Annotated in this window: 11 protein-coding genes and 1 pseudogene; 6 read left to right on the top strand and 6 right to left on the bottom strand. The window is 38.5% G+C overall.

What is annotated here, in order from left to right; genetic code table 11:
- Positions 1-233 precede the first annotated feature (233 nt).
- From ACE1CC_RS36915 to ACE1CC_RS23425, 4 genes and pseudogenes are all read left to right on the top strand, one after another.
- Positions 234-548, top strand: a pseudogene (locus ACE1CC_RS36915) (HAMP domain-containing protein); the annotation flags it as partial.
- On the top strand, positions 540-1,844 hold the full coding sequence (locus ACE1CC_RS23435; RefSeq protein ID WP_459563901.1) for a PAS domain-containing protein: 1,305 nt from the start codon (positions 540-542) through the stop codon (positions 1,842-1,844). The pseudogene ACE1CC_RS36915 and the gene ACE1CC_RS23435, both read left to right, overlap by 9 nt.
- Positions 1,828-2,415, top strand: coding sequence for an Rpn family recombination-promoting nuclease/putative transposase (locus ACE1CC_RS23430; RefSeq protein WP_413272850.1), 588 nt, complete (start codon positions 1,828-1,830; stop codon positions 2,413-2,415). The genes ACE1CC_RS23435 and ACE1CC_RS23430 overlap by 17 nt, the downstream gene beginning before the upstream one ends.
- Before the next feature lie 398 nt (positions 2,416-2,813).
- On the top strand, positions 2,814-3,113 hold the full coding sequence (locus ACE1CC_RS23425; RefSeq protein WP_413272849.1) for a hypothetical protein: 300 nt from the start codon (positions 2,814-2,816) through the stop codon (positions 3,111-3,113).
- A gap of 220 nt (positions 3,114-3,333) precedes the next feature.
- On the opposite strand, the gene mnmA is transcribed toward ACE1CC_RS23425, so the two are convergent.
- Positions 3,334-4,395 (bottom strand): tRNA 2-thiouridine(34) synthase MnmA, encoded by a 1,062-nt coding sequence (mnmA, locus tag ACE1CC_RS23420; RefSeq protein ID WP_413272848.1) that lies wholly within the window; start codon positions 4,393-4,395, stop codon positions 3,334-3,336.
- A 300-nt stretch (positions 4,396-4,695) separates the two neighbouring features.
- Here mnmA and ACE1CC_RS23415 point away from each other — a divergent pair, with 300 nt between their 5' ends.
- Together ACE1CC_RS23415 and ACE1CC_RS23410 are read left to right on the top strand one after the other, a co-directional pair.
- Positions 4,696-5,811, top strand: coding sequence for a hypothetical protein (locus ACE1CC_RS23415; protein ID WP_413272847.1), 1,116 nt, complete (start codon positions 4,696-4,698; stop codon positions 5,809-5,811).
- 27 nt (positions 5,812-5,838) lie between these two features.
- The gene (locus ACE1CC_RS23410; protein WP_413272846.1) at positions 5,839-7,434 is read left to right on the top strand and encodes an NAD(P)H-hydrate dehydratase; all 1,596 of its coding nucleotides are present in this window, start codon (positions 5,839-5,841) and stop codon (positions 7,432-7,434) included.
- A 66-nt stretch (positions 7,435-7,500) separates the two neighbouring features.
- Here ACE1CC_RS23410 and ACE1CC_RS23405 read toward each other — a convergent pair whose 3' ends face one another.
- The 5 genes from ACE1CC_RS23405 to ACE1CC_RS23385 all read right to left on the bottom strand — a co-directional run bounded on the left by ACE1CC_RS23405 (position 7,501) and on the right by ACE1CC_RS23385 (position 18,083).
- Positions 7,501-8,592 carry a hybrid sensor histidine kinase/response regulator gene (locus tag ACE1CC_RS23405; protein ID WP_413272845.1) on the bottom strand — a complete coding sequence of 364 codons (1,092 nt, stop codon included), beginning with the start codon at positions 8,590-8,592 and terminating at the stop codon, positions 7,501-7,503.
- 54 nt (positions 8,593-8,646) lie between these two features.
- A complete protein-coding gene (locus ACE1CC_RS23400) occupies positions 8,647-10,455 on the bottom strand; it encodes a putative bifunctional diguanylate cyclase/phosphodiesterase (protein ID WP_413272844.1) in 1,809 nt (602 codons plus the stop codon).
- On the bottom strand, positions 10,382-11,143 hold the full coding sequence (locus ACE1CC_RS23395; RefSeq protein WP_413272843.1) for an ATP-binding response regulator: 762 nt from the start codon (positions 11,141-11,143) through the stop codon (positions 10,382-10,384). The genes ACE1CC_RS23400 and ACE1CC_RS23395 overlap by 74 nt, the downstream gene beginning before the upstream one ends.
- A gap of 92 nt (positions 11,144-11,235) precedes the next feature.
- Complete coding sequence (locus ACE1CC_RS23390; RefSeq protein ID WP_413272842.1) at positions 11,236-12,327, bottom strand: hybrid sensor histidine kinase/response regulator; 1,092 nt, start codon at positions 12,325-12,327, stop codon at positions 11,236-11,238.
- 2 nt (positions 12,328-12,329) lie between these two features.
- Positions 12,330-18,083, bottom strand: a complete 5,754-nt coding sequence (locus ACE1CC_RS23385) for a PAS domain S-box protein (RefSeq protein WP_413272841.1) — start codon at positions 18,081-18,083, stop codon at positions 12,330-12,332.
- Positions 18,084-18,112 lie beyond the last annotated feature (29 nt).

Genomic DNA, 18,112 nt, shown 5'->3' with positions numbered 1-18,112 from the left:
TCAGAACTAACAATTCCTGTGGCTTGCCCAAATTGTACAGTCTGACGCACCCTACCAACTAGTTATCATCTGTAAGGTGCGTCAGAACTAACAATTCCTGTGGCTTGCCCAAATTGTACAGTCTGACGCACCCTACCAACTTATAGGGCGAGGAGTGTGAATAGGAAGGTATGGTGCAAGATATTAGCGATCGCAAACGCCGTAAACAGTTAGAGTGAGTTGGATCAAAAAAAATGGACAGTTTTAAATCGTTTGGAATTCAATTAAACCTATTTCTCCTGTACCCTACCCTATTTAGACAAATTAATACTTCCGAAGCCTTGTCTTATTTAAAAGAATTAAAAATAATAGTTATTGTTTTCGGGTTTGTTACTTTATTGGTGGTGATTTTAGCAGCTTTTGTAGTGAGGAAATCTATTCTCTTGTCTGTTGTTAAACTAACTCAAATTGTACAAGAACTGGCTGGCAGGAATCTGAATCAACAAGCACCCGATCTTACTCGTGACGAAATCGATCGATTCGCCCAATCATTTAACTTTATGGGCAAACAACTGCAAGAATCTTTTCAAACTATTCAAGCAAGAGAGCAAGAATTAGCTAGTGCGAAAGAACAACTAAAGGCGGTTTTAGATGCCGTTCCAGGTTCTATTTCTTGGATTGATTCGTCAGGTAAGTACATGGGAGTAAATCGCAATTTAGCTGAAAAATTTAACTTATCTCCCGAAGCTTTTGTTGGTAAAAAATTAGGGTTTATGCAACAGAATGATAAGTTAACAAGCTTTTTGTCAGAATTTATTAAAAGTTCGGAAAATTGGGCATCTTCGATTATTGATTTTGAGGTTAAACAGGAAAAGCAGTATTATTTGATGGCGGCTCAAAAATACCAACAAGGTGGTGCGATCGTATCTGTGGGAATTGATATTACCGATCGCAAACAAGCTGAAGAAGCACTAAAACAAAGTGAAGCAACAACCCGTGCTTTGATAGAAGCTATTCCTGATTTATTGTTAAGAGTTCGCGGTGATGGAGTTTATCTGGATGATGCAGTCGGTGCGGGAAGGGTGAAGCGTTTCTCAGGAGATAATATTGCTTTAAACACAACCACAGTTTATGATTCTCTGCCACCCGCCCAAGCACAACAGCGAATGGATGCCATTAAACGGGCACTGGAGACGAAAACACTACAGATGTACGAACATCAATTGTTAATTGATGGGCAGTTAATTGATGAAGAGGTGCGGGTGATAGTTATCGGAGAAAATGAGGTGCTGGTGATGGTGCGTGATATTACCGATCGCAAACGCGCAGAAGAAGCATTACGAATTGCAGAAGAAAACTATCGCAGCATTTTTGAAAATGCTTTAGAAGGGATTTTTCAGTCTAGTCTTGAAGGGCGTTATCTCAACGTCAATTCAGCAATGGCAAGAATATATGGGTATGATTCACCCCAAGAAATGATTGAAACTATTACAGATATTGGTACGCAAATTTATGTCGATCGTCTAGATCAAGCAGAGTTTAAACGTCAATTAGAAGAACACGATCAAGTCAATGATTTTGAGTATCGGGTTTATCAAAAAGATGGTAGTATCATCTGGATTCAAGAAGATACCCGTGCTGTCCGCGATCATCAAGGTCAACTTTTATATTATGAAGGCATGATTCAAGATATTACAGACCGGAAAAACCGTGAGGATGAATTAAGAAGACAATTAGAAGAATTGAAAATTGAAATTGACCATAAGAAACGGGAAAAGGAAGTAGCTATGCTAACCGGAAGTAGCTACTTTCAAGAGGTGCAGCAGGAAATAGCAGAAGTGAATTTAGATGAATTTTGGAGTTAAGTCTAATTTTCAACTAATTAAAGAAACTACATCAGAACAAGTTTTTCTCGATCGATTTGAAAGGCGTAATACTCGACATAGTTATCGAATCATTCGCTTATGGGAACAAGATCCTACACCTTTTTTAGCTGAACCAGCTTTATTACCTTTAGCATCTTTAACCCGCAGTAATAATCCAACCAACTTATTAGAACAAGTTGCTCAAAGAGTCGCTATGCTAGAAGAGCCAGCACAAAAGCAAAGTCTAGCAGCAGCAGCTGAAATTCTAGCGGGTTTGCGATTTGAAAAAAGTTTAATTCGGCGATTATTTCGGGAGGAACTGATGCAAGAATCTGTAATTTACCAAGATATTCTTGAGCGGGGTTTACAAAGAGGATTAGAACAAGGATTACAGCGAGGGGAAGCGATCGCACTTCTTTGCATCCTAACACGACGCTTTGGAGAAATACCCCTTGAATTAGCAGAAAAAATTCGCTCTTTATCAATTCCTCAATTAGAATCCTTAATCGATGCCCAAATCGACTTTTCCAGTTTAGATGACTTAGTGCCTTGGTTAGAAAATCAAACTTAAATAGGACTTACGCAACTAGCATAATCAGTAGGGTGTTCTACTAAGCTAAAACCCTGATGTTGTCGTTCGCGTAGCGTGCCGTAGGCGTATCAGATTTATGGTAGTAGAGTACCCTACAAGTTAATCCTGGTAGGGAAAATTTTGCTTCTCTCTAGGCCAGAGTGGTCTGGAACAAGTGTAGGAAGCTTCCGACTTTTGTTTTCAGCCAGGAAAAAAGTAGCAATTAATTATTTTATTTTTGGTCGCTTTCTTACCAAAAGGAAAGTTAAGAGAGCGGAATTTAAACTATTTAATTTCTGTAAATATTCGCGGCAAATTAGCTTTTATAGTTCTAAGATTGGCATAGATAAAGTTAACTTTAATCTCCTTAAAACCACTTAAAATAAAGGCTGAGTTTTATGAAAAAAATACTGCTGATTCTGGCAACAATTACAGTTTGTCTAAGTGCTTCTACGCTACCGACAAAAGCTGAGACTATTTGTAAAGTTACCGATCCAACTGGGACTCCATTAAATGTTCGCGATCGACCAAATGGTAACGTGGTCAACACTTTAAGAAATGGCAGACAAATCCGTATCGATCAACTTGCTGAAGACGAACAAGGACGCACTTGGGCTAAGGTAGGCAGTTTTCAAAATGGTAAATATCGAGTTTGGGGTTGGGTAATCAGAGAATTTGTTAGTTGCTATAACGGCTAATAACTCAAGTTGCTAGTTATATCATGTCTGGTCGATTACCCACCCTGTAGAGACGTTATATATAACGTCTCTACAGGGCTTCGGCGTGATCTCAGTCGAACGGTCGTGGAAAAAAGATATTATGGCTGATCAACCGGACATAATATTAACTCAAAAAACGAAGCTGTAGAGACGTTGTATACAACGTCTCTACCCGCAAAACTATCCGGGTCCCCTATTACTAATCCCCAATTCCCTTTTCAATAACTCCCCCACCTAACACCATATCTCCGTCATACCAAACCGCAGCTTGTCCGGGAGTAATGCTAAATTGGGGTTCGTCAAAAACTAATTTGACACGGGAATTTTCCAGAGGAATTACTGTTACTGGAGTTGCTGAAGAACGGTAACGAATTTGCACTTCGGCGCGAATAGGTGCAGCAGGTTCAGTAATAGAAACCCAATTAACTCGTTGGACAACACATTCTCTTTGATTAGCACTATCACGAGTACCGACAATCACACGATTTGTGACAGCATCCAAACCAATTACATACAAAGGTTCGGCCGCTGCAATTCCTAAACCTCGGCGTTGTCCAATAGTATAGTGATGTACACCATCATGCTGTCCTAAAACATTGCCGGACTGGTCAACAATATCTCCTTTTTGGGGTGTAATGTACTTATCCAAAAACGCCCGCATGGAACCATTGCTTTCTACTAAGCATAAATCCATACTTTCCGGCTTACTAGCAGTTTTTAAACCGTATTCTGCCGCAATTTTTCTGGTTTCTGTTTTCAGTTTGTCTCCCAAAGGAAAAATGCTTGCTGCTAACAATTCTTGGGGCAGGTCATACAAAAAGTAGGATTGATCTTTGCTCAAATCAACTGCGCGTCGCAACTGATAGCGATCGGTTTCCTCATTGTAAGTAATCCTGGCATAGTGACCTGTGGCAATTTGATTAATGCCCAATTTTTCTTGAGCATATTGCAGCATCGGGCCAAATTTTACTGCTTTGTTGCACTGGGAACAAGGCAGAGGGGTAATACCGTCACTATACCCTGCCACCAAATAATCAACTATATGGGCTTGAAAAACTTCCCGACTATCGACAATATGGTGAGGAATGCCCAGCTGTTCGCAAATGAAGGCAGCATCGACCATCCCCTCAGAACAACATTGACCCTTGCCTTTCATCAACCAAAGGGTCAACCCTGCTACTTCATATCCTTGATTATGAAGCAGGGCTGCTGCAACAGAACTATCTACACCACCGGAGAGGCCAACTACTACTTTGTTCATAAGCATTCTAAGACTTTGCCCAAATTTTTCGGGGCTTTCTCTAAGGTAACATTCTTTCCAAAAATCTTTCTATTAGGGATTTCCAGAGCAGAGGGAAGGGAACAGGCAACAGGCAACAGGCGCAGGGAACAAATATTTCTGTTACTTTGTCCCAGTTTGGGTTACTAGCCACAATTACTAGCCACAAATTTATTAATAACTATTCCAGTTAAGAATAAATGTTAGATTCTCTGGGTTAGATTAATTACTAAGTTTGTGGCTAGGGTGCGGGAAACTAATACAAAAGGAGTAAAAACGAGTATGACTAGAAATCTCAGACATGAATTGCGGGGAATTGGCAAGTTGCAGTTTTGGTCATTGGGTAAACTGATGAGCAATTTTTCGGCGCTGCTATCTCTGTTACCTTTGTTGATTGGAGGATTTTTGGCGGTAGTTAGTGAAGGTAAAGCCGAAGCAAGACATACAACGAGATATTCTGAGGAATGCTGTGTAGTTACTCAAACTTTTACCCAAAGGTATGTTGAGGATTTTAGGGTAGAGTTAATCAGCCAAGCTGATGCTAATACTATAGAATTGGCACAATTTCGAGACAGATTTAATCCTCAACTTTATCGAGTTTATGTACCTGCTTATAGTGATGAACTTTTAGTATTTGTCCAACAAGAAGTAACACCCTCTGCTTCCTCAGCACTTATTTCCAGAGGAAGACGAGTGATTGTAGTTACGGAGAGTGACTTGCGTGCGGCACGCCGTGCTATTAGGGCATTACAGGAAAAAGGTCTTCCTGTCGAAATGGATGTGATTCGGTCTACGGGTAGTTTAGTACCAGACAACCGCTATGTGGTTTATGTGCGAATTAGACGTGGAGATGATAGAATTGCACTTTTAGATCGGGTGCAGTCTTTAGAACCAGATGCTACAGTGGGGCAAATTGGTAGGCGAACTGTGATTTTGGTAAGACGATTTGACAATGTTGCTCAAGCGCAAAGTCTGGTTAATGAATTGCGGAGTAATGGTTTGAGGGGTGGAATTTATGAAAGTCCAGTAAGACTATTGGAACCAGAAATATCAAGTAATCAGAATCGTTTTTCTGGTGTGGAATTAGAATCAGATATATCAAATAATGTCGATCGCTTTACTCCTGTTCAAACCCAACCAGTTGCAATTAGATCTGCACCTCAAACTGCCTATAAGTTGGTAATTCCCATCCGTCCAGATGAATTGGCTGCTATTGAAGCCCTAGCGCGGCAAATGGCTACAGATTGGGGCACAGAAAATCAAGTTCTCATCGAAGCTAATGCTAATAAATCCCAATTGATCGTTGGCCCTTTCAATAATTTACAAGTAGCGCAACAATGGGAAGCTTATTTGCAAGATTATGGGGTTGGGAGTGTCATAATTAATAATGCTAATTAAAATTCACAAATCTCCAAGTTTGAGTCAATGAACAGGTGGGAAAAGATTCAGGAAATAGCTGTTACCGCAGCCCAAATGCGGGAAATTGAAGGGCGCATCTTTGCGGCGGGAATGCCTGTGGCGGCTTTAATGGAAAAAGTGGCAATTTTAATTTCTGTGCGAGTTCAGTCGCTTTTTCCATTGTTGTTAAACCCCACCCCTAACCCCTCCCCGTTATACAGGGAGGGGAGAAGATTTGCGGTGCGGGTTGGTGTTTTGGTAGGGCCTGGACATAATGGTGGTGATGCGCTAGTTGTGGCGCGGGAGTTACATTTTCGCGGTTATGAAGTTAAGATTTATCGCCCTTTTTCTAAGTTAAAAGATTTGACGGTGCAACATGATTTATACGCCCAAAGTTTAGGGATTTGTTATGTAGAAAATATTGCTGATTTACAAGATTGCGACCTAATTATTGATGGGTTATTTGGATTTGGGTTAGAAAGAGAGATTAAAGATAATCTGGCTGAGGCAATTAATCAGTTAAATGAGTGGTCTAAACCTGTTGTAAGTATCGATTTACCTTCGGGTTTACAGACGGATACGGGAGAGGTTTTAGGAACTGCAATTAAAGCTACTTATACTCTTTGTTTGGGTTTGTGGAAGTTGGGATTATTGCAAGATCGAGCTTTGGAATATGTGGGTAAGGCAGAGTTAATTGATTTTGATATTCCCTTAGCAGATATTACGGCAATTTTGGGGGAAGCGCCGCAAATTCAGCGAGTAACTAAAGAGTTTATTCAGCAACATTTGCCGCTACCTCGTCCGGCGGTTACGCATAAGTATAAACAAGGACATTTGTTGTTAATTTGTGGTTCGCGAAAGTATGCTGGAGGGGCAATTTTAACTGGTTTGGGGGCGAGGGGAAGTGGTGTGGGAATGCTTTCTATTGCTGTTCCTGAATCTTTGAAATCTTTGTTGGTTTCTCATTTGCCGGAAGCGTTAATTATTGGTTGTGAGGAAACGGAAAATGGTGCGATCGCTAGTTTACCAGATGCGGTGAATTTGGGGAGTTATGATGCGATCGCCTGTGGCCCCGGTATCACCACCGAAGCAACTACAATTGTAGAAGGAGTTTTAGCTAACAATAACCCTGTAATTTTAGATGCTGATGGTTTAAATATTTTAGCACAATTGGGAACTATTTCAACTTTAGAAAAACGTCAAGCAACAACGGTTTTAACTCCTCATGCTGGCGAATTTAAACGCTTGTTTCCTGAGATTGACTATGTACAACAAAATCGAGTTGAGGCAGTGAAAAAAGCGGCAGAATTAACTGGCGCAATTGTATTATTAAAAGGAGCAAGAACGGTTATCGGAAATGCTTCTGGTAAAATTTGGATTGTTCCCGAAAGTACGCCAGCTTTGGCGCGTGGTGGTAGTGGAGATGTGTTAACCGGATTGATTGGTGGATTGCTGGCGCAAGGGGTTGCTGCTAATATTAATTCTCTGGTTGAAAGGGTAGTAATTGCAGCTTGGTGGCACGCGCAAGCGGGTATTTTAGCGGCAAAGGAAAGGACAGAATTAGGTGTGGATGCGTTTACTTTAACGCAGTTTTTAAATCCTGTATTGTCCGGTCTGTTGTGAGGACTTTAGTTTTATTATGTAGGCAGAGAACGACTAAAGTCGTCACAACGAACTTAATTAGAGGAATTAATTGGTGGGAAGGATAACTTTAACGGTTGTTTGTTGATCGGGAATACTTTCTATGGTTAAACTTCCTCCGTGTAGTTCGGCTATCCGTTTAACAATTATTAATCCTAATCCCGATCCTTGCTGTTCATAAAGTTTGCGTTCAAACTGCATATAAGCACCTAAGCTGTCAATTTGTTCGGTTTTCATTCCCCTGCCTTTGTCGCTTACAGATAAAATAAATGAGTTATTGACTACCTGGCTGACGATATTAATTCGGGTTCCCGGAACTGAGAATTTGCAAGCGTTATCTAGTAATTCTTCGACGATTTTTTTCAAGCGTATGGGAGAAATATTTAGCTGAGTATCTTCTAGTTTTAAGTGTAAATCAGCTTGTCTATGTGCTTGTTGTGCTTGCTGAGTTGCTTGATGGGAAATTACAGAATCAACATGATCTGTTTGGTAATTTCGTAATGCTTTGATGCGTTCTGAATTAGTAGCTATTAATTCTAATTCAGCATATAATAAAAAGTTTTGAATTAGCCGATATAAGCGGTTACCTGATGTTTGAATTTGCTCGACCATCTCCTTAATTTCTTCTGGTTCTAGGGTATCTAGTTCGGTTAATAGAAGTTCGGAAAAGCCTAGAATTCCATTTAAGGGTGTTCTGAGTTCGTGAGGTAAGGAGAAGGTGATGCTACTACGTAATTCTTCTAATTTTTGGCTTTGTTGCTGATTAATTGTTGCTTGTTTTTTCAGGCGAGTGTCGATCGCATTTAACAGTTCTACAGGTCTACAAGGCTTAGTTAAATAGTCATCTGCGCCTAGTTCCATTCCCTTGCGATTATTTGCTTTGTCCGCTAAAGCTGTGAGGAAAATGAAGGGAATCATTGCTGTAGCGGGTTCACTTCGCAAGGCTTGTAAAACACCATAGCCATCTAATTCTGGCATGGATACATCACAAATAATTAAGTCGGGTTTTTTTTCTCTAGCTAATTGAACGCCTTTAGAACCATTTTCTACAGCTATGGCTTCAAAATTTTCTTCGTTTAGGAGTTCTAAAATATTTTCTCTGATTGATTGTTCGTCCTCAATAATTAAAATCTTTGTCATGACTAATCCATCCTATGTAAATTAAATTTGTTGGTTTTCCAGGTGAACAGCACTTTATTCCCTAATATTTTGAGGCCAAGTTAAGGTCTTTTTCGACCTCAACAATTTGGTAAAATCCTTAACGCTGAGAGGTTGACTAAAAAGAAAACCTTGAATTTCATCGCAATTATTTTGACATAAGAACTCTAATTCTGTTTTGGTTTCCACTCCTTCTGCTACTAAATTTAAGTTGAGTTCGTGTCCCATATTGATAATAGAACTGGTAATAGTTTTAGTTTTGGCATTTTTGTTTAATTGATGAATAAAAGATTTGTCAATTTTCAAAGTATCAAAGGGAAATTGTTGCAAATAGCTTAAAGAAGAATAACCTGTTCCAAAGTCATCGAGCGCAATTTGCACACCTAACTCTTTAAAAGCAGTTAATCTCTCATTACCAATTTCCAAATTCTCCATGAGTGTGGTTTCTGTTAACTCTAATTCCAAACATTCGGCAGCCAAGTCAGTTTCTTTTAATATTTCAACTAGTCGAGAATGAAAGTTACTATGATTGAACTGACGACTTGATATGTTGATGGCTATTCCTAATTCTGGGAAACCTAAATTTTGCCAAAATTTTGTTTGCTGACAAGCGGTTTTTAAAACCCATTCACCCAGAGGAATAATTAAGTTTGTTTCTTCAGCTATGGGAATAAATTTAAGTGGTGAAATTATTCCTTGTTCTGGATGAAACCACCTTAAAAGCGCTTCTGCACCAACAATTTTCCCAGTTTTTAAACTAACTTTTGGCTGATAATAGATTTCAAATTCTTTTCGTTCTAAAGCATAAGTTAAGCTGGTTTCTAAATTTAAGCGATCGCTACTTGTAACAATAAGACTTGGTTGATAAAACGCATAAGTATTTCCTCCTTGTTGTTTAACATAGTTCATCGCTTTATGAGCTAATTGCAGCATTTTCTCTAGTTCACTGTCATCCCCAGCATATAGAGAAATTCCGATGCTAGCTGTAATTAAAATTTCAATATTATTTTCTAAAATTACAGGTTTTGCCAAAGTCTCTAAAAGGTTTTGGACAAATTCAATCACTATTTTTCTCTGATTATCCGTTATCATAATTATGGCGAATTCATCAGTAGCTAACCGCGCTATAGTATGATAATTACTACTATATGTTTGTAAGCGTTGAGCTACAATTTGGATTAACTTATCTGCTTGAGAATGTCCTAAAACTTCAACAATACGATTGAATCTATCTAAACTGAGGTACAAAATTGATATTAGTTGCTCGCTATTATAGTTGTGCTTATTTAAAGCTAAAGAATTGAGAATTTGAGTGAATCTTTCTTTGAATAAGACGCGATTTGGTAAATTAGTTAAACTGTCATAGTGCAGGGATTTATTCAGTTGTTGTGATGCTTGTTTTAAAGCGGCTGTGTAAGCATCAGTAATAGCTGTTTTTTTGCTTAATCTGATGGCGATCGCTTTTAACAATTCCACAGGTTTACAAGGCTTAGTAATATAGTCATCTGCGCCTAATTCCATTCCCTTACGATTATGATCTCTATCAGCTAAAGCCGTAAGAAAAATAAAAGGAATTACTGCTGTTAAAGGATCTTGGCGTAACTCTGCTAACACATCATAGCCATCTAATTCTGGCATCATAATGTCGCAAATTATTAAATCTGGAATAATTTTTTGCGCCAAACTGATACCTAAGCGACCATTTTTTGCGCCGATAGCTCTAATATTCTGTCCTATTAAAACTTCTAAAATATTTTCGCGAATATTCTCATCATCCTCTATCACTAAAATTTTGGTCTGAGATTTGATCGGTAGAGGATTGAAAGCGTTGTAAGAGTTTGACATTTTCCGTTAGTAAAATTTCTTGAACGTCAGATATTTGAAAGTCAGATAATTGATTAATTATGGCTATTTCACGAGAACATTCTTGTTGCAAAATTTTCAAATAATTAGCGCGTGCTCTTTCTGTAGGTGCTAGCTTTAGCATTTGAATTGCCATTGTGATATTAGACAAAGGATCGCGCAATTCTTGGGTAAGTCTTTGTAATAAATCTGTCCGGTTTTTGCTTAACCTTTGTAATTCTTGAACTCTTGCTTGTAATCCTTTGGCTTTGCTACGTTCGGTTTCAAACTGGTGGTTATATATAGCTTGTTTTTTCAGTCTGATGCTAATTGCACTCAGTAACTCAGTCACCGTACAAGGTTTGGTTATATAGTCATCTGCACCTAATTCCATTCCTAAACGTAGATCGTCTCGCTCAGTTTTTGCTGTCAAGAAAATGAAGGGAATAATAGCAGTTAAAGGGTCTTCTTGTAATTCACTCAACACAGTATAACCATCTATATCAGGCATCATAATATCGCACAGTATCAGATCGGGAAGTTTATTTTTTGCCTCTTGAATTCCTGTTTGACCATTTTTTGCACCAATAGCAGTAAAATCTTCTGATTCTAATATTTCTAGAATATTAGCTCGCACAGACTCTTCATCTTCAATTACCAAGATTTTTATTTTTTCATTTTTTACTTTCATAACTAACCGACCTAAATTTGTGTAAGTTAATTTATTTTACTTCACTCCTACCCGAAATCTATTACTGGCATTTTCGTTGAAGTTCGTTACTCCTAGCTCAGTGGTAAAATCACGGTAAATGTGGTTCCAATTCCCATTTCGCTATCTACTGTAATTGTTCCTCCATGTAAATCAACAGACCTTTTCACTATTGCTAAACCTAGTCCAGTCCCGGGAATTGAACCGACATTAGTTGCGCGATGGAAAGCATCAAACAGCCGTTTTTGGTCTTCTACAGGAATGCCGATTCCTGAATCTTTAATCTTGAAGATAATTTGATTATCTTGGCAGGAAACAGCAAAATTAACCGGGGTATTTTCAGGGGAGTATTTAGTAGCGTTGCTAAGTAAATTTATTAGGATGTGCCGCAACAATTTGTCATCCATTTTAACCTCTGTTAATGTACACTGGATATTTACATTCAGAGGATGCTGATTTTTATCAGCATTTTGGATGTCTTCTACTAATTCTCGACAGAATTTTTCTAGCTCCAGGGTACAGGGGTTGAAATCTAGTTTTCCGGCTTCGGCTTTGCCAATTACTAGTATATCATCTAACATTTCAATCATGCGTTGAATGGCAGATTGAATTCTCCGTAGATGGGTCTTTTTTTTCTCTTCCGGCCATTCATTAATATACATTTCTAAAAGGTCAGTTGAGAATAAAATTGTGGACATTGGTGTGCGAAATTCGTGGGAAACCATTGAGACAAAACGAGATTTTAATTCGTTAAGTTCCCTTTCTTTTTCCAAGGCTTTTCGGATTTCTGATTCGGCTTTACACCTAGCTAAGGCAATTTCTACTGTAGTGTGTAAATCTTTTTCTTGAAAAGGTTTAACAATATAACCAAAAGGTTGGGTTTCTTTAGCACGTTGTAAAGTAGTTTGGTCGGTATGAGCAGTCAAGAAAACTACAGGTAAGTGTAACTGAGTGCGAATTTTTTCGGCGGCTTGTACACCATCGATCGCACCTTTTAACATAATATCCATAAGAATTAAGTCTGGCTGAATTGTTGCGGCTTTTTCGAGCGCTTTTTCGCCAGTAGCCACAACAGCAGGGACGTTATAGCCTAATTTTTTTAAGCTATTTTTGATATCCATGCCAATAATTACTTCATCTTCAACAACTAAAATTGTAGCCGTCATTTTTATTTAGCACTCCGGTTGGTAAATGTAATTTTGAAACTAGCACCCAGGTCGGAATTAATTTCAATTTCTCCATCTAATTGTTCGGTTAAATTGCCGACTAATTGCAATCCTAATGATTCAATTTCTCTAACGTCAAAATCAGGTGGCAACCCGATTCCGTTATCACTGATTACTAAAGTAATTTCCTGACTCTCTTCTTGGTGATGAAAGCTAATATATAACTCTCCTTTTCCTTTGTCAACAAAGGCGTATTTCAGCGAATTAGAAACTAATTCATTAATAATTAAACCACAAGGAATTGCTGTATCTATATCTAATTCTATATGTTCTACTTGCAGGTTTAATTTAATGGTGTTTGTTGCTACATTATAAGAGCGAAATAGATTATCTGTCAGGTCGTGAATGTAATCAGCGGCATCAATTCTGGCTAAACCTTTGGATTGATATAATTTTTCATGAATTAGTGCCATTGACCTGACACGGTTGTAACTTTCTGTGAATAAAATCAAGGCTTCTTCATCTTTAATGTAGCTAGATTGCAGCTTCAGTAAGCTGGAAATTACTTGTAAGTTATTTTTAACTCGGTGGTGAATTTCTTTGAGCAGGATTTCCTTTTCTTTAAGTGATGTCTTCATTTCACTTTCGGCTTTTTTGCGTTCGGTGATATCTCGATACATCCATAAATGTCCTTTGTACTCTCCTTGGACAAAAATTGGTGCATAATCCTGTTCTAAAATTCGACCATCTGCCATTAAAATTTCTTCGTTAGTTGTTACTTTTCGAGATTGCAAAATTTCTTTATAGCGTTGAATAACTTGTTCGGGATTAGCAAAACAATGTTGATAAGTTTCTATATAATCGGAAAAGTCAGCACCAATTAAAGCACCAGGTACTATGGGAATATTGAAGAGATCGCAGAATGCTTGATTGAGTAAAACAACTAGTTCATTTTCATCTTTTACTAAAATACCGAGTTGTAAATTTTCCATCAATGTTGAGAGGCGGGAAGTTGTAGCTCGCAGTTCTTCTTCTGCTTGCTTACGTTCAGTAATATCGATTTGAATACCAACGAAGTGAGTCAGAACTCCATCGTCATCGTGAATGGGTGAAATGCTTAATTCATTCCAGAATAAGCTGCCATCTTTCCGATAGTTACGTAGGAGAACAGTACAATTTTCTTGTTGGCGAATTGCAGTTCTCAATCGTTCTAATTCTGGTTGTTTGTTTTCTTTACCTTGGAGAAAACGACAGTTTTTTCCTAATATTTCAGCAGCTGAGTAACCTGTCATTCGCTCGAAGGCTGGATTAACGTAAATAATGGGTTGAGCGGGTATTCTAGCATCGGTAATAATAATACCGTTGTTGCTCGCTGCGATCGCGCGATTTCTTAACCTTAAAATTTCTTCTATTCCCTTGCGTTCGGTAATATCACGACATACAGAAATTAATCCGCCATCTGGAGTTAAAGTGAGAGAAAGTTCTTCAGTAAAAGTTGTGCCATCGCGTTTTGTAGCAGTTGCTTCTCCTTGCCATTTTCCTTTTTGCAAAACAATGGGAATCACTTCCCGGTCTAGTCTCTGAAGTTCTTCGCTATTGTACAAGCAATGCCAAGTCTTCCCAATTAATTCCTGTGCGCTTTCGTAGCCGAAAATCTTAACGTGAGATTCATTTAGATAAATATATTCCCCGGTAGCATTAACGATCGCAATTCCATCACTGGCGGCTTCTACAGCAGCAATTTGTCGCCGCATTTTTTCTTCGATTTCTTTACTTTCGGTGATATCACGGCAAACTCCTACTAAACCTATTGCTTCGCCTTCGGATGACATATAGGGAGATTTAGTAGAAAGAAAAGTGTATTTTTTGCCATTGACTTCTGCTGATTCTTCATAACTCCAAGTGATTCCACTCCTCATAATTGTGTAGTCAAGTTCCCAAACTTGCCTACCTGTTTGGGGAGTGAATAATTCATCATCTCGTTTGCCTAAAATCTCTTCTACTGGACGCTCTAAAATTTTGGCTCCTATGCGATTAATAAATTGATAACGACCTTCTGTATCTTTAAGAAAGATCGCATCATTACAGTTTTCTACTATGGAGCGGAGTTTATATTCACTGTCGCGCAATGCTGCTTCTGCTTGTCTGCGTTCAGTGATATCCATAACTACACCACTCAAACCTAGAGTTTGTCCTGATGAATTACAAATTACATCACCTTTACCAGCCACCCAACGAATTGAGCCGTCAGGCAAAATTACCCGATGTTCAACGTTATAGGGACTTCTTTGTTCTAGGGAGTGAGCTATTGCTGTGGTGAGATAGTGACGATCGTCAGGATGAATCAGATTATAATAAGCTTGATAATTTCCTGGAAAAGTGCCAGGAGCAAAACCAAAAATTATTTCCGTTTGCTCAGACCAAGTTAATTTACTAGTTTGCATTTCCCAATCCCAAGTTCCCATATTAGCAGCATTAAGAGCAATTCTTAATCGTCTTTCACTTTCGCTTAAGGCTGCTTCTGCTAGTTTGCGATCGCTAATATCAATAAACAAACCATCCCATAAAATATCGCCATTAGCTTGTTTTTCAGGACGAGAAATTCCTTGCACCCACTTCAACTTACCTGATGGTGTAATGATGCGTCCTTCCCATTGCCAAGGTTCTAAAGTTTCAGCGGAAATTTCCGTTGACTTAATTAAAGATGGTAAATCTTCAGGATGAATCAGAGCGAAGCTAAGCTGAGGATTTGACTGCATTTCTTCTGGTTCTAATTCCCAAATTGGAGTGCAACCAGCGCTAATATAAGGGAAGGAAGGGGAACCATCAGGATGTAGAACATACTGATAAATCATTCCGGGTACACTGGCTGCTAATTTTTCTAATCTTGCTTGACTTTCTTGTAGTGCTTTTTCGGCTTGTTTGCGATCGGTAATATCGGTAGAAATCCCACAAACTGCATATATTTCACCATCGCTATTTCTTAAAGGAAACTTCACCGTCAGGTAAGTATGTAATCCATCTTCATTAGGTGCTACTTCTTCAGTGCGTACCGCAGTTCCTTGTTCCCTTACCAGGCAGTTATTTCTGGCAAATACCTCAGCAATATCTGGCGGCCAACAATCATATACAGTTTTACCAACAATTTCTTCTTTCTTCACATTAAATAAAGTTTCAAACTGACGATTAGTTAGTAAGTATCTGTCTTGAGTGTCGTATAGGTACATAACTGCTGGTAAATTATCGAGAATAGCTTGTAATTGTGCTTGGCTTTCTTGCAATGAAGCTTCTGCACGTTTGCGCTGGGTAATATCTCGATCGATCCCCCGATAACCTTTAAATAATCCCTTTTCATCAAAAATGGGAGAGGCACTAGTTTCTAATACAACCAGATGACCATTTTTATGAATATTAGTATTCTCTAAACAGGTCAAACCTTGTTGTGCCATCACCATTGGCTGAGAAGCATTTAGAACTCGCGTTGCTTCATCAGGTGGCATCAAATCAAAGGGAGTTTTACCTAAAATTTCTTCTGGATCATAACCCAAAATTTCTTTTACTTTCGGGCTAGAATAAGTATAAACAAGATTCTCGTTGACTTCCCATACCCAATCGTTAGTAGTTTCAATTAAATTGCGGAATCGGTTTTCACTTTCTTTTAGTGCTGCTTCTGTGCGTTTGTGTTGCACAATTTCCTTTGCTAGTCCCCTAATTATTTGATTCAATTGTTCGGTGCGTTCTGCAACTTTAGTTTCTAATAATGAGTTAAGTTTTTGTAGTGCAATTTCGGCACGTTTGCGTTCGGTAATATCAGTAGCTACACCCAACACTTGAATTGTTTCACCATCTGAAGCTAATATTGGTTTTTTTACTGTCTGCAACCAGCGCACTTCACCTGTAATATTAGTTAGTTGTTCTTCGGCAATAAATTTAGTTTTGCGGGTGATCATTACCTCGCGATCGTCATGATAAAATTGTTGCGCTTCTCCTAATTTTGGATTTAATTGGGCATCAGTTTTACCAAGCATTTGCTCAACAGTTAAGCCGATAATATCCGCGCAAGCTTGATTAGCTAAGATGAATCTACCTTGGAAATCTTTAACAAAAATTAGGTTGGGATTAATATCAATAACATCTTGGAGAAATTGCTTTTGTTTTCTTAAGGCTGCTTCGGCTTTTTGCCGTTCTTGCAGTTCTATTTGTAATTGTTGGTAAAGTTTTGCTTGATGAATGGCGATCGCACAATGATCGGCAATTGCTTTCACAAAAGCTACTTCATCTTCTGTCCATTCTCGTTGGCGATCGCATTCATCTAAACTAATTCCGCCAATATAAGTTTGCTGATAAATCAACGGCATAATCATAATGGCGCGAATATTACACCCTTTAGCTGTTTCCTGAATTTTCCCAGTCAAACTAGAATTAATTTCAGGTAAAACCAGCGGTTCACCTTGACTTAATTGGGAGTGATAAACCTGATAAAAATCGCAGCTTATACCAATTAAACTGTTGCCTTCCGATGTAGCTTCGGAAACATAATGGATTGCTAATTGATTATCAGCATTTGGGCGAAAGATTAAGCAACGACTAGGATTTAATGCTTCATGTAACTGATTAACTGTAGTTTGCAAAATTTCATCTAATACCAAAGTTCCCCGCATTGCTTGGGTAATTTGGTTAATTAATTTCGCCTGTTGTACTTGTCGCTTTAGTTTCTCTGACTCTTGGCGCAGTTTTTCTGTTTGTTGTTGTACTTGTTCGGTTAATTCAGCATTACGACGAGACAATAGTTGCGCTTTTTCAGCTTGGAGTTGGTGTACAAATTGTTGAGTGCGCTTCAGTCGTCGATAGATGTGCATTGGTTCTAGGGATCGCAATAATTCCATTGCTGTTATTATTCCCCATTTTTTATCTGAAAATTCGCTTTGACTTTCAGAAACTAATAGGGTATCCATGCGATCGCTTTGCATTTGCTGATAAGCATAAAGCAGCGAATTTGTAGGATTTAATTCCTGTCCTAATCTCCGCATAATTAAAGACGCTGGTGTTTGCGCTATATCCATACCTAGCGTCCAAGCTTGGACTATTTGCCGTTCGGTAACTACTCCTATAGGCACAATTTTTTCTGGTGCTATTTCTGCGGTAATTACTAGTGAATTTACTTGGTTTGCGATAATTAATTGAGCAAGTTTTTGGACGGAGGTTGCGCGATCGACACTTATTACTTCAGTGTTCATCACCTCTCCTACCGTGCCGAGTTTAAATAAATTCGTCAGTTTTAAAGTTTGGAGAATTGTCGTAGGCGTAACAATTCCTAAAAATTCTTCTCGCTCGTTAATAACTGGTAAATAAGAAGTTTTATATTGTTGGAAAAATACTAGCGGAGTAACAATATTTTCCGTCTGAGAGAAGCGCAAATTAACTAAGGGTTTGGTAATTAAATCAGCAATTTTAATTTGATTATTTACCTTAACTCCAGATACCATTAACTGCACCAGATTCCGCTCAGTAAATACGCTCAGAACCCGGTCATTTTCCATGACTACAACATAATTACAACTGAGATCTTGTAAATCCTCAGTTTGTTCGTTCTCTTCAAGGCGATCGCCACCAGTAATAGTAGTTTGATTACCCGGGGAAAAGCCCATCAAAGATATCACATCTACCAATAGCGTATTAGCAGCTATCAGGGTAGGATGACGGTTAATAGCCTGCTCTAATTTGGGTAAGTTTAGCCATGAATCGTTAAATTGCATAAGTTTACCTATCACAAGGCTTGCTCCTA

Source organism: Floridaenema aerugineum BLCC-F46 (genome assembly GCF_041929345.1).
Taxonomy (GTDB): Bacteria; Cyanobacteriota; Cyanobacteriia; order Cyanobacteriales; family Aerosakkonemataceae; genus Floridanema; species Floridanema aerugineum.
This window is presented reverse-complemented; position numbering and strand designations above follow the sequence as displayed.

Bases quoted from the DNA above. Each gene is read 5' to 3' on its own strand.
- ACE1CC_RS23435 (WP_459563901.1), top strand. From the start codon at position 540: ATGGGCAAACAACTGCAAGAATCTTTTCAAACTATTCAAGCAAGAGAG.
- ACE1CC_RS23430 (WP_413272850.1), top strand. From the start codon at position 1,828: ATGAATTTTGGAGTTAAGTCTAATTTTCAACTAATTAAAGAAACTACA.
- ACE1CC_RS23425 (WP_413272849.1), top strand. From the start codon at position 2,814: ATGAAAAAAATACTGCTGATTCTGGCAACAATTACAGTTTGTCTAAGT.
- mnmA (WP_413272848.1), bottom strand. From the start codon at position 4,395: ATGAACAAAGTAGTAGTTGGCCTCTCCGGTGGTGTAGATAGTTCTGTT.
- ACE1CC_RS23415 (WP_413272847.1), top strand. From the start codon at position 4,696: ATGACTAGAAATCTCAGACATGAATTGCGGGGAATTGGCAAGTTGCAG.
- ACE1CC_RS23410 (WP_413272846.1), top strand. From the start codon at position 5,839: ATGAACAGGTGGGAAAAGATTCAGGAAATAGCTGTTACCGCAGCCCAA.
- ACE1CC_RS23405 (WP_413272845.1), bottom strand. From the start codon at position 8,592: ATGACAAAGATTTTAATTATTGAGGACGAACAATCAATCAGAGAAAAT.
- ACE1CC_RS23400 (WP_413272844.1), bottom strand. From the start codon at position 10,455: ATGTCAAACTCTTACAACGCTTTCAATCCTCTACCGATCAAATCTCAG.
- ACE1CC_RS23395 (WP_413272843.1), bottom strand. From the start codon at position 11,143: ATGAAAGTAAAAAATGAAAAAATAAAAATCTTGGTAATTGAAGATGAA.
- ACE1CC_RS23390 (WP_413272842.1), bottom strand. From the start codon at position 12,327: ATGACGGCTACAATTTTAGTTGTTGAAGATGAAGTAATTATTGGCATG.
- ACE1CC_RS23385 (WP_413272841.1), bottom strand. From the start codon at position 18,083: ATGCAATTTAACGATTCATGGCTAAACTTACCCAAATTAGAGCAGGCT.